11 protein-coding genes and 1 pseudogene are annotated in these 11,666 nt (G+C 72.5%); 9 read left to right on the forward strand and 3 right to left on the reverse strand.

What is annotated here, in order from left to right; genetic code table 11:
• The first annotated feature begins 225 nt into the window (after positions 1-225).
• The 6 genes and pseudogenes from BMX74_RS45605 to BMX74_RS46285 all read left to right on the forward strand — a co-directional run.
• Entirely contained in the window at positions 226-393 is a 168-nt protein-coding gene (locus tag BMX74_RS45605; RefSeq protein WP_256256961.1) for a hypothetical protein, read from the forward strand.
• Positions 394-656: 263 nt separating this feature from the next.
• Entirely contained in the window at positions 657-1,061 is a 405-nt protein-coding gene (locus BMX74_RS45610; RefSeq protein ID WP_256256962.1) for a ComEA family DNA-binding protein, read from the forward strand.
• Positions 1,062-1,686: 625 nt separating this feature from the next.
• A complete protein-coding gene (locus BMX74_RS15420) occupies positions 1,687-3,792 on the forward strand; it encodes a ComEC/Rec2 family competence protein (protein WP_256256963.1) in 2,106 nt (701 codons plus the stop codon).
• 764 nt (positions 3,793-4,556) lie between these two features.
• A complete protein-coding gene (gene holA / locus BMX74_RS15425; protein ID WP_177227355.1) occupies positions 4,557-5,540 on the forward strand; it encodes a DNA polymerase III subunit delta in 984 nt (327 codons plus the stop codon).
• A 583-nt stretch (positions 5,541-6,123) separates the two neighbouring features.
• Positions 6,124-6,879 carry a GNAT family N-acetyltransferase gene (locus BMX74_RS15430; RefSeq protein ID WP_218153961.1) on the forward strand — a complete coding sequence of 252 codons (756 nt, stop codon included), beginning with the start codon at positions 6,124-6,126 and terminating at the stop codon, positions 6,877-6,879.
• Positions 6,880-6,920: 41 nt separating this feature from the next.
• Positions 6,921-7,535 (forward strand): annotated as a pseudogene (locus tag BMX74_RS46285) (epoxide hydrolase family protein); the annotation flags it as partial.
• A gap of 83 nt (positions 7,536-7,618) precedes the next feature.
• Here BMX74_RS46285 and BMX74_RS46290 read toward each other — a convergent pair.
• Entirely contained in the window at positions 7,619-8,329 is a 711-nt protein-coding gene (locus BMX74_RS46290; RefSeq protein WP_337959848.1) for a hypothetical protein, read from the reverse strand.
• On the opposite strand from BMX74_RS46290, the gene BMX74_RS44955 reads away from it, so the two are divergent.
• Both BMX74_RS44955 and BMX74_RS46485 read left to right on the forward strand, forming a co-directional pair.
• Positions 8,219-8,599: a hypothetical protein gene (locus BMX74_RS44955; RefSeq protein WP_218153962.1), complete on the forward strand. Its 381-nt coding sequence runs from the start codon at positions 8,219-8,221 to the stop codon at positions 8,597-8,599. The genes BMX74_RS46290 and BMX74_RS44955 overlap by 111 nt on opposite strands.
• A gap of 14 nt (positions 8,600-8,613) precedes the next feature.
• Positions 8,614-8,817 carry an SbtR family transcriptional regulator gene (locus BMX74_RS46485; protein ID WP_337959849.1) on the forward strand — a complete coding sequence of 68 codons (204 nt, stop codon included), beginning with the start codon at positions 8,614-8,616 and terminating at the stop codon, positions 8,815-8,817.
• Between the two features lie 102 nt (positions 8,818-8,919).
• Here the strand turns inward: BMX74_RS46485 and BMX74_RS15450 are convergent, their stop codons facing one another.
• Positions 8,920-9,813 carry a permease-like cell division protein FtsX gene (locus BMX74_RS15450; RefSeq protein WP_143078669.1) on the reverse strand — a complete coding sequence of 298 codons (894 nt, stop codon included), beginning with the start codon at positions 9,811-9,813 and terminating at the stop codon, positions 8,920-8,922.
• 33 nt (positions 9,814-9,846) lie between these two features.
• On the reverse strand, positions 9,847-10,356 hold the full coding sequence (locus BMX74_RS15455; protein WP_055503495.1) for a MarR family winged helix-turn-helix transcriptional regulator: 510 nt from the start codon (positions 10,354-10,356) through the stop codon (positions 9,847-9,849).
• Positions 10,357-10,425: 69 nt separating this feature from the next.
• Here BMX74_RS15455 and BMX74_RS15460 point away from each other — a divergent pair, with 69 nt between their 5' ends.
• Positions 10,426-11,652 (forward strand): MFS transporter, encoded by a 1,227-nt coding sequence (locus BMX74_RS15460; RefSeq protein ID WP_091100990.1) that lies wholly within the window; start codon positions 10,426-10,428, stop codon positions 11,650-11,652.
• Positions 11,653-11,666: the final 14 nt, after the last annotated feature.

The raw sequence follows: 11,666 nt of genomic DNA on the forward strand, positions 1-11,666 counted from the left end.
GCCCCGAACGGGGGGCTCTCAGGCGCCGAGGTCCCCGACTCCGGGATGGACGCCCGGATCGGAGGCGCTTGGATCGCGGACATCGGGATGGTGGATGGCTGGGAGACAAACATCGGGATGGTGGATGGCTGGGGGACGGACGCCGGGACGGTGGATGGCTGGGGGACGGACGTCGGGACGGTGGATGGCTGGGGGACGGACGACTGAGGGGCGGGCGCCCGGAAGGTGGACGGCTGGATCCAGATCGGCCGAATCTCGGGCGTACGGATGTCGATCATCCGGGTCCAAGGCGGCCGGGTCAGGGGCGTGCGGATCTCGGGCGGCCGGGGCTGGAGCGTGTTGATCTCCGATATCCGGATTCCGGAGATCAAGATCTGGGACGTCTGGGTCTGAGGCGGCTCGACCTGGCGCGGCTGAACCCGGCGCGTCTGGATCCAGGGCGTCGTGGGCTGCTGGTCCTGGTCGGGTTGGCGGTCGTCGCGGCCGCCGTCGCGGGGTTCTTCCTGCTGCGGTCGCAGCCGTCCCCCGAGCCGCTACCGCCTCCCGCCCCGGCCTCGCCGCCTCCGCCGGCTCTCGTCGGGACGTCCCCTCTGCCGGCGGGGACGTCCTCTCAACCGGCTGGGACGTCCCCTCTGTCATCGTCCACCTCGGCGAAGGTGACGGTCCACGTCACGGGCAAGGTCCGCAAACCCGGCGTCTACCTGCTGCCGTCAGGTGCCCGAGTCGCCGAGGCGGTCGCGGCCGCGGGCGGCGTGAAGCAGGGGGTGTCCACCGGCGGGCTCAACCTGGCCCGCCGGCTCGTGGACGGCGAGCAGATCGTGGTGGGCGCGCCCGCGACGTCCATGGCGCCCGCCGCCGACCCGGCTTCCATGATCATCGATCTGAACACCGCGACCCCCGACCAGCTGGAAGAGCTGCCCGGCGTGGGGGAGGTCCTGGCGTCCCGCATCGTCGAGTTCCGTACCACCCACGGAGGTTTCAGCAGCGTCGACCAGCTCCAGCAGGTCACCGGCATTGGTCCGCGCAGGTATGCGGAGCTGAAACCGAAGGTCCGCGTCTGACATGCACCACCAATCGGAACCACCCGACGACGGCGACAGGCGTCCCTTCTGGCCGCTCGTGCTGCCCGCACTCGCCGCCTGGGCCACCACCCTGGCGCTGCTGTCCTGCCCGTCGATCGTCAGCGCGGCGGTGGCGGTCTGCGCCGTCCTCTCGGCCGCAGCCCTGGCCTGGCGAACGAGAAGCGAGCCGACCAGAGCGCGAGGCACCCAGGCTGACGACCCAGATCGCCTCGACCGCCTGGCAACTGGAGCGAGCGGCCGGCGCGGCCAACTGAAAGACGAAGGCGAATGGCCGCGCTACACAGGAGGCCGCGACGCAGGGCGCCACGACTGCGGAGAGAGCCACGATGAGGGGCAGCGCGAGTGGGCAGGAGGCCGCGACGCAGGGCACCACGACTGCGGAGAGAACCCCGGTGAGGGGCAGCGCGAGTGCGCAGGAGGCCGCGACGCAAGGCATCACGAATGCGCGGGATGCTGCGAGGAAGGGCGGCCTGGCTGTGCGGGAGTTGGGGGAATGGGTGAGTGCGACTGTCGGGGAGGGGGAAGAGCGTGGCGGGTGGTCGGGGTGGCGGTGCTGGTCTGCGTGGCGGCGGCGTCGGCCTCTGTGGCGTTTCGCGTCCAGGCCGTGACCACCGGCCCTGTCGCCGACCTCGCCGCCAGGAGCGCCACCGTCAGCGCGAGTGTCGTCCTGACCGACGATCCCAAGCTCCTGCCTCGCCGGGCGGGCCGTTTCGCCCGGGACCGGATCGTCGTCCCCGCCACCCTCGTCACGATCCGGACCCGTGACGCGCGCCTGGCGGTCGACGTGCCTGTCACCGTGTTCGCCACCGGGCGGGAGTGGACGGCGCTCCTCCCGAGCCAGCGCCTCGACGTCACGGCCCGGCTGGCGCGGCCGACTCCCGGCGACCTGACGGCGGCCGTCCTCCTGGTCCGGGGGCCGCCACAGGTGCTGACGCCTCCGTCCTCACTGCAGACGGCGGCGGGCGCCGTGCGGGCGGGCCTGCGCGAGGCCGCCGGCACTCTTCCGCCGGAGCAGGCCGGTCTCCTGCCCGGACTTGTGGTGGGCGACGTGTCGCGCATGGACCAGCATGTCGCCGCCGACCTGAAGGAAGCCGGGCTCAGCCACTTGACGGCGGTCAGCGGGGCCAACCTGGCGATCGTGGCGGGGGCGGCGCTCGCGCTGTCGCGGGTGCTCGGTCTCTCCCTGCCGCTGCGGGCGTCCTTCGCGGCGATCGCGATGGTGGCGTTCGCAGTGGTCGCGCGGCCGTCCCCGAGCGTGCTGCGTGCCCTGCTCATGGGGCTGGTGGCCGCCGTGGCCCTCGGCACCGGACGCACGAAGGACGGCGTCGCCGCGCTGTCAGCCACGGTGCTGCTTCTGGTGTTGTTCGCTCCGGAGTTGGCCCGTTCGTACGGGTTCGCCCTCTCGGTGGCCGCCACCGCCGGCATCCTGCTGCTGGCCCCACGCTGGCGCGACGCGCTGTGTGGAGCGTCCGGGCGGGTCAGGCTGCCTCGGTGGGCGGCCGAGGCGATGGCTGTGCCCGCCGCGGCGCAGGCCGCGGTGACGCCCGTGCTGGTGCTGATGTCCGGCCAGGTGAGCCTGGTCGCCGTGCCCGCGAACCTGCTTGTCGCGCCCGCGGTGGCGCCCGCGACGCTGCTGGGGTTCGGGGCGGCGCTGGTCGCGCCCTTCTGGCCGGAGGCCGCGCGTCTCCTCGTGATCCCCGCTGGGCACGCGGTCCAGTGGATCATCACCGTCGCGGGCTGGGCGGCGGCGGTGCCGTACGCGACCGTGCCGTGGCCGGGCGGGCTCGGCGGGCTGGCTCTGCTGGCCGCGGTGGTGGCCATGGCCGTGCCGGTCCTGCGGCGTCCCGCCGGGCGGGCTGCGGTGGCGGTGATGGCAGGGGCCGCGCTGGTCGTGGCGCTGGCGGTCAGGCCGCTCGCCGGACCCTGGCCGCCGAGCGGGTGGCTGATGGTGATGTGCGACGTCGGCCAGGGAGACGGCCTGGTGCTGGCGGCCGGTCCAGGGCGTGGGGTGATCGTCGACACCGGCCCCGATCCGGTGGTCATGGACCGCTGCCTGCGCAGGCTCGGCGTGAGCGACGTGCCGCTGGTGATCCTCACCCACCCGCACGCCGACCACGTCGACGGCTTGTCCGGCGTGCTCAGAGGGCGGAGGGTCGGCGCCGTGCTCGTCACTCCGGAGCGCACCGCGCCGGACGCCGAGTCCCGCCTGTCCACCACCCTGGCCCGCCAGCGGATCCCGGAGTGGACGGCGCCGCCCGGCACCCGGTGGCGGTTCGGGCCGTCGGAGGTGACCGTCATCGCCCCCGAACCTGCCCACGAGGAGGTGAACGGGCAGGGCGAAGGCAGTGTGAGCAACAACGCGAGCGTGGTCGTCCACGTGCGGTGGCGGGCTGGTTCGGCGCTGCTCACCGGCGACATCGAAACGGAGGTCCAGGAGGAACTGGTCCGGCAGGAGGCCGTCAGGGCGGACGTCCTGAAGATCCCGCACCACGGTTCGCCTCGCCAGTCGCCGGACTTCCTGTCGTCGGTGGGGGCGAGGGCGGCCCTGGTCAGCGTCGGCGCGGGCAACGACTACGGCCATCCGGCCGATTCGACGCTCGCCCTCATGCGCCGCCTCGGCGCCCGTGTCTACCGTACGGACCAGTCGGGCGACATCGCCGTCGTCGACCAGGAAGGCACCCTGGCCGTGCTGACCCGCCGCCCCCCATGAGCCGCGGCTGATGACTGCTTTCGCCCGGCCGGACTGCCCTGTTTGTGGTGATTCCTCAGCCAGGGCGCGATGCCCGAGCGCGGGCGCACGAGTGCGGTGATGTTGCCGGTCAAGGCACACGGGTCCGGTGATGTTGCCGGTCAAGGCACACGGGTCCGGTGATGTTCCGGGTCGGGGTGCACGGTGCGGTGATGTTCTGGGTCAGGGGTGCACGGCGCGGTGATCTTTCTGGTCAGGGCGCGGTGTGGTGATGTTCCCGTCAGGGCGACATGCCGGGGTGTTCTCAGTCAGGGCGTGATGCCGGAGGTGGGCGGCATTCCGGTTATCGGCGTCATGTATCGGTCACAGCCCTGCACGGCGCCGCATCGAGCCCACGGTGTGCTCCGCCCCGCTGCCGCATCCCGCCGCCGGGCCTACTTCGCCCTGGTGCCCGTACGAGGCCGCTGGCTTGTTCGCCCTGGTGTCTGTACGAGGCTGCTGGCTTGTTCGTCCTGGAGCCCGCACGGGGCTTGCTCCGCTCTGCTGCGGTATCCCGCCGCCGGGCTGGTGCGCTGGTCTCGCCTCCGGCTGCTGCGTTGCTTGCCCTGGTGTCGTCTCCGGCTGCGGGCCTGCTCGGTCATGGTGTCGTCTTCCGCTGCTGGCTTGCTGGGTCCTGATACGGCATCCGGCCGTCGGGCTGCTTCTTCCTGGCGGTGCATCCTGGGGCTCAGGGCGTTGTGGCTGGGGTCGGGCGATCGGTTTCCGGGTTGGGTGTGGGGCATGGCATGCTGCTCGACATGGCGGCAAGCGATCCAGCACCTGTGACCCTGGTTCTCGGCGACGAGGAGTTGCTGGCCGAGCGCGTGGTCAGCGGCGTCGTCGCGGCGGCCCGGGCCGCCGATCCGGGGACGGAGGTGCACGACCTGGTCGGCGGCAAGGTCGGCACTGGGGAGTTGACGCAACTCACCTCGCCGTCGCTGTTCGGCGACCGGTCCGTGGTCGTGATCAGGTCGGCGCAGGACCTGTCCAAGGAGGTCATCGCCGAGCTCGTCGCCTACACCAAGCAGCCGTCGGACGACACGGTGCTCGTCCTGACGCATCCGGGCGGGGTGAAGGGCAAGGCACTGGTCGACGGGGTGAAGAAGGCCGGGGCGGCCGTCGTGACGGTCAACAAAGTCACCAAGCCCGCCGAGCGGCTCGACTTCATCAAGCAGGAGATCAAGCGGGCCGGACGGAACATCTCGGCCGACGCCGCGCAGGCCCTGCTCGACGCCGTGGGCAACGACCTGCGGGAACTGGCGGCGGTGTGCAACCAGCTCGTGTTCGACACTCAGGACAAGACGATCAGCCTTGAGGCCGTCGCCCGGTACCACAAGGGGCGGGCGGAGGTCACCGGGTTCACGGTGGCCGACGCGGCGATCGAGGGGCGGCTCGCGGAGGCGCTGGAGCAGCTCCGGTGGGCGCTCGGCACGGGAGTGGCGCCGGTGTTGCTGGTCAGTGCGCTGGCGGGCGGGTTGAGGTCGCTGGCGAAAGTGGGTGGCGCGCCCCGGAATCTGCGGGGCGGTCAGCTGGCGAGCCACCTCGGCATGCCGCCGTGGAAGATCGACCGGGTGAAGCGGCAGCTCAACGGTTGGGGGCCGGAGGGGTTGTCGCGGGCGATGCAGGCTGTGGCCGACGCCGACGAACAGGTCAAGGGCGGCGGCGCCGACCCGGGTTACGCGCTGGAGCACGCCGTACAGGTCATCGTGGCGAGCCGAACCGGCCGGTAGGAGTCGTACTGGCGGATTGAGCCGGGTGACGAGTCGAGCCGACGGCAGGAGCGGATGTACGAGTTGCACCGGCCGGGAGTGGCACTGCCCGGTAAGAGTTGGTGGCGCGTTGTGCCGGTCAGGGGTTGCACTGCCCGGTAGGAGTCGTACCGGCGGATTGAGCTGGGACGAGTCGCACTGCTCGGTAGAAGCCGTGGCGCGTTCGGTCAGAAGTCGCGCTATCCGGTAGGAGCCGGTGGCGAGGTGTATTGGTCATAAGTCGCGCTGGCTGCCGGGGGCAAGTTGCACTAGGCAGTAGGAGATGTCGCCGCCAAGCTTGACGTCCTCGGCTCGTCCTGGAGGTGGTCAGCTTGCGAGGGTTTGCCCGGGCCGAAGGAGCCGGTGTGGAGGGGGATGACACGGGCTGGTCACGGGGTGAACGGCGGTGATCGTGTCCGGCGCTTGTGAATATGTGAAGCCGGAGGGGGTGGCCAGGTCTGATGCTCGGGTTCGATGGTCGGGATGAGCGCTTCCTGGGGGCTTTGGGGTGTTCGGGGGGAAAAGGGTTGGCGGGTGGGGCGGCTAGGACGGAAGACTCCTGTGCGTGGAGCATGACAAGGCCGACAGCCGCCGCCTGGTCGCTGGTCGGATCGAGGCGGACCGGCTGACGTTGACGCCTCTCGCGGTGGAGGACGCCGACGACATGGTGAGCGTGCTCGCCGGTCAGGAGCTGTACGCCTTCATCGGAGGGGAGCCGCCCGACCTGGAGGGACTGCGTGCCCGCTACGCCAGGCTGGCCGTGGGCCGTTCCCCGGACGGACGCCAGGAGTGGCTGAACTGGATCCTGCGGCGCAGGGAGGACGGCCAGGCGGTGGGCACTGTCCAGGCGACTGTCCAGGCCACTGTCCAGGCCACTGTGCCGACAGCCGCCCTGGCGACTGTCCATGCCGTGGTGCCGACAGCTGCCAAGGGGCAGGTCAGCGTGCCGACAGCTGCCAAGGTGCAGGTCGGCGTGCCGACAGCCGACCAGGTGGCTGTCCGGGCCGTCGGGTCGGCAGCTGCCGAGGTGGCCGTCCCCATGGCCGGTCAGGTCGGCAGCGGGGTGTGGCGGGCTGAGATCGCTTGGGTGGTGGGGGTGGCCTGGCAGGGGCGAGGGTACGCCTCCGAGGCCGCCGTGGCGTTGGCCGGATGGTTGCGGGGCCAGGGGGCGGTGCTCCTGCAGGCGCACGTCCACCCTGATCACGAGGCGTCCATGAAGGTGGCGGCCAGGGCCGGGCTGCGGGCGACGGAGATCGTCGAGGACGGCGAGCGCCTGTGGCAGTGGGAGCGCGGCGGCGAGCACCAGCCGGGTACGCGGTGATCGGGTTGGATCCGGGACGGCGGCATGGTGGGGTGGGACCTGTGACTGTCTCCGACTTCCTCATCGACGTGCCGGACGCGGTGCTCCAGGACCTGCGGGCCAGGCTGCGCAAGGCGAGGTTCACCGTGCCCAGCGGGGGCCGCCCGTGGGAGGGCGGGGCGGATCCCGGGTACCTGCGTGACCTGGTGGCGTACTGGGCCGACGGCTTCGACTTCCGGGCGCGGGAGCGCGAGCTGAACGGGTTCTCGCAGCACCGGGCGCGGGTGGACGGGCGGGAGCTGCATTTCGTCAGGATTCCCGGCAGGGGGCCCGATCCGCTGCCGATCCTGCTGTGTCACGGCTGGCCGAGCAGTTTCCTGGAGATGCTGCCGCTGGCCGCCAGGCTGGCCGATCCTGGGCGGTTCGGCGGCGACCCGGCGGACGCGTTCGACGTGATCGTCCCGTCCCTGCCGGGGTTCCTCTACTCGGAGCTGCTCGACGAGCCGCTGACGCGTGAGGCGATGGCGCGCGTCCTGCACGCCCTGATGACGCAGGTGCTCGGGTACGAGCGGTACGCGGCGTTCGGCGGGGACATCGGCGGGGCGGTGGCGGGCTGGCTGGGGGCGCTGTTCCCGGACCGGGTGGCAGGGGTCCATTTCATCCATCCGCCGATCCCGCCCGCCGCGGACGAGCTGCCGCTGTCGCCGGAGGAGCGGGCGTTCCTGGACGCGGAGGCCGCGTACGACGAGCAGGACGGCGGCTACAGCGCCATCATGATCACCCGTCCCGACACGATCGCCGCCGCGCTCGTCGACTCGCCGGTGGGGCTGGCGGCGTGGATCGTGGACAAGTACCGCGACTGGAGCGACTGCGGCGGCGACGTGGAGACCCGCTTCGACCGGGACACGCTGCTGACGATCCTCACGTTGTACTGGGCTACGGGCTCGATCGGGACGTCGTTCCGCCAGTACGCCGACTGGGGGCACAACGCGCCGCGCCCGCCCATCACGGTGCCGGTGGGGGTGACGCTCAGCCACGAGCCGGTGATCGCGGCCATGCCACGGTCGCTGGCGGAGCGAGCCTGCACCGATCTGCGGCACTGGTCGGAGCCGGGCCGCGGCGGGCACTTCCTGGCGCTGGAGGAGCCCGACCTGATGGGCCGCGAGCTGACGACCTTCTTCCGCCCTCTCCGCTGATCCGCCGGCACCGGAGGGGCCTGCCCGGCTGGAGGGCCTGGGGAGGGGGGACGCCGCCTCGGCGGTGCTCGCCGGTGGTTTGACCGGGATGGTTCGCCGGGTTGGTGGTTCTGCAGGTTGGAGCGGGGATGAGGCCACCACCGGCGTCCCGGCCTCACGGGCCAGTGCGGCTGGAGGTCGATGACGACCTTGCCCTGCACGTGCCGACCGGCCTGGAGTTCGGCGGCGCGGCGGATCTGCTCGATCGGGAAGCTCGCCGCGACGGGCACCCGCAGTCGGCCCGCCGCGACCAGGCGGGCGATCTCTTCCAGGGCGCCGGGAGCGGCGTTCGCGCCGTTGGCCGCCGCCACGCCGTGGACCTGCGCGGCGATGGCGCAGATGCGGCTGTCCGGGACGCCTGGTTCCCTTGCGACGTGCACTGTCTCCACCCCGTGCAGGTCGATGGCGGCGGTGACGCCGCCGGGAGCGAGCGCTCGGCCCCGGTCGGCCAGTCCGTCGCCGTAGGCGACCGGCTCGGCTCCGAGAGCGTCGAACCGAGCTGCTGACGGCCGTCACCACGATTCTCGACGCCGGCCGTGCGGCAGGCGATCTCCGCTCGGACGTCACCGCCGAGGACGTCGCCGCCTCGCTCATCGGCATCTTCACCGTGGCCCCCCGTGCCGGGAGCGAAGTCAGGGCCGGCCGCCTGCTGAACCTCCTGATGGACGGCCTCCGGCCCGCCCGGCTGAGCCACCTCGAACCGCCGGGCGTCTGCGCGGAGTGACGAGCCGGCTCTCTGTCCGGATTACTCCGCAGGGCTGAACGGGCGGGGACGGCGTCTCGGAGGCCGGGCGAGGCCGCCGTCCGGGCTCGTGACCGCGTGCTCTTATGGGCAGCCCTCGGTTCCGGAGCGGGGCCCATGGAGCCCGTACTCCGACCAGAGTCTCAGTGTCAGCAGGTTGCACTTCTTGTCGCTCATGCTGGCCACCCCTGGCATGCGGGCCAGGCGGCGGCGCGGGGCGGCCCAGTCGGCCTGGGGCCGCAGCGTCAGCCGGAACGACTCGGGCATGTCCGACACCTTGGTGACCGAGATGAGCTCTTGCTTGTCCGGGTTCGCCTCGACGAAGTTCCGGTACGCCGTCGCCTGGTCCTCGTACTCGTACGATTCGACCTCGGGGATGCTTTCGATGGCGGCGGCGATCGCCTTCTTCTCCTCGGCGGTGACCGCCTTCTTGTTCGCCTTGCCCCGCCCGCGCAGGCATGCGGGCAGCGCCGAGTCCTTCATGCAGAGAAACAGCGACATGTCCCACCACTCGGAGATCGCCGTGGCGCCGGCATGACTCTCCGACTGATCGACGGCGACCCCGACGCCTGGCCGCCGGTTCGCCAGAGCCCTGATCCGGCCACGGTCCGCCACGCCCGACACCCGCACGCGGAACGACTCGGGCAGGTCCCTGGCGCGCACACCCGCCAGCACCGCCTTGCGTCCGGCGAACTCCTTGCGGAAGCTCGCGTACGCCGAGGCCCGGCTCACGTGGCGCACCTGGGTGACCTCGGGCGTGCCCTTCAGGAACCTCTCGACGTCCCGCCGCTGCTCGGCCGTGGCGTACCGCTTGTGGCAGTCGTACGCGGACGGCGTGCACAGGAAGACGGCGATCTCCCAGTCGTCGCCGGCGCCGATCTCCGGGGGCGGCTCCGCCGCGGCGGACACGGCCGGTGCGGCCGTCGCCGCGAGCGCCACGACGGCCGCGACCGTCACTCGGCATAACACGTGCTTCATCGCACTCCTCGTTCGGTGATCAAGGTGGGCCCGTCAGGCGGGCCGGGTGTCCCAGGGGACGCGGCCTGACTCGACGCTGGTGAGCAGGCGCCTGAGCAGCCGGTCGAGCTGCGCCTGCGCCTCCTCGTCGAGGACGTGGACCATGTGCGCCTCCACCTCGCCGCGGATCGTCATGGCGTCGGTCCACAGGTCACGGCCCTTGGGGGTGAGTTCGACGTCCACGCGGCGGCGGTCCTCGACGCTCCGTACCCGGCGGACCAGCCCGGCCTTCTCCAGCGTGTCGAGCCGCCCGGTCATGCCGGCGGGGGAGAGCAGCAGGTCGGCCGCCAGCTCGGACGGGGTGGCGCGGCCGTCCCGCGCCACGAGCCTGTGCAGGGTCTCGAACTCGTAGTCCTGCATCCCGACCTGGGCGAGCGCGGCCTCCTTGGTGTGGGCGAGGTGCTTCACCAGCGTCTGCATGCGGGTGACGATCGCCTCGACCCGCTCCTCGAACGGGGCCTTGCCGCGCCAGCGGGCCAGGTGTCTGTCGACCGAGTCCTCCATGCCACGCGATCATACGCCACCGAGTATTTTGTTGACGAATGGTTCGCCAGCGAAATAGTCTGCTGCCCCATGAAGCACCGCCTCCTCGTCGGCCGCTGCCTGTCGGCCCTGGCCACCGCCCTGATCCCGACCACGCTCACCCTCGCCGTCCTGCGGGTCACGGGCTCGGCGGAGGCGCTCGGCCTCGTGCTGGCCAGCGAGCTCGTCCCGCTCCTGCTGCTGCTCCCGGTCGGCGGCGTGCTCGCCGACCGGTTCAGGCCCGAGCGTGTCGCGCTCCTCGCCGACCTGACCCGCTGCCTGTCGCAGGCCGCGATCGCCGCCGAGCTGCTGCTGGGCGTCGCCCGGGTCGCCGACCTGGCCGTGCTGTCGGCGGTGGCGGGGGCGGCGATCGCGTTCGGCATGCCGGCCGTGCCGAGGCTGGTGGCCGCCGTCGTGCCCGGTGAGGAACGGCTGCGGGTCAACGCCCGCATCGGCGTGGCCACCAGCCTGTCCAGCATGGCCGCGCCCGCCATCGCCGGGGCGGTCACCGTGGCGGCCGGCCCCGGCTGGTCGGCGCTGCTCGCCGCCGCCGTGTTCGCCGGGTCGGCGCTCACCCTCGGCGGCGTGCGCACGGCCCCCCAGCCGCGTGCCCGCGCCGCCTCCTCCTTCAGAAGCGACCTGTACGAGGGCTGGCGCGAGATCAAGGCGCGGCCGTGGTTCCTGACGAGCGTCCTCGGGCACGGCGTGTGGCACTTCGCGGCCGGGCTGTTCCTGACACTCGGCCCGCTGGTGGCGGTGCAGCGGCTCGGCGGCGAGGCGAGCTGGGTCACGATCGTCCAGTGCGGCACGGCGGGCCTGGTGGCCGGCGTGCTGGCCGCCCCGAGGCTGCCGGTGCGCAGGCCGCTGGTCGCCGTCCAGCTGGGCGCGGCCTGCTACCTGCTGCCGATGATCGCCCTCGGCATGTCGGCGCCGCTGTGGGCGGTGGCCGCGGCGTACTTCGCGGCCATGGCGGGGCTGGGCGTGCTCAGCCCGCTGTGGGAGACGGTCCTGGCCGACGAGATCCCGCAGGGGGCGCTGGGCCGGGTGCGCTCCTTCGACGGGCTGATCTCGTTCGCGGCGCGGCCCCTCGGACTGGCCGTGGCGGCGCCGCTGGCCGGGCTGACCGGGGTGGCGCCGCTGGTGCTGCTGATGGGCGCCCTGGTGGCGGCCGCCAACCTGGCCGCCCTGGCCACCCCCATGAGGCGGCCCTCCTCCCGGCCCGCCCACGAGGCGCCGGAGGACGCGCTGCCGGCCGGCGATCCGCCCGCCGGCCGGTAGTCCGCGCGTGCCGC

The sequence above is a fragment of the Nonomuraea pusilla genome, from assembly GCF_900109355.1.
GTDB classification, from domain to species: domain Bacteria; phylum Actinomycetota; class Actinomycetes; order Streptosporangiales; family Streptosporangiaceae; genus Nonomuraea; species Nonomuraea pusilla.

Excerpts from the sequence above, each read along its gene's own strand:
- BMX74_RS15455 (WP_055503495.1), bottom strand. The coding sequence starts at position 10,356 with ATGGAGGACTCGGTCGACAGACACCTGGCCCGCTGGCGCGGCAAGGCC.
- holA (WP_177227355.1), top strand. The coding sequence starts at position 4,557 with ATGCTGCTCGACATGGCGGCAAGCGATCCAGCACCTGTGACCCTGGTT.
- BMX74_RS15450 (WP_143078669.1), bottom strand. The coding sequence starts at position 9,813 with ATGAAGCACGTGTTATGCCGAGTGACGGTCGCGGCCGTCGTGGCGCTC.
- BMX74_RS15460 (WP_091100990.1), top strand. The coding sequence starts at position 10,426 with ATGAAGCACCGCCTCCTCGTCGGCCGCTGCCTGTCGGCCCTGGCCACC.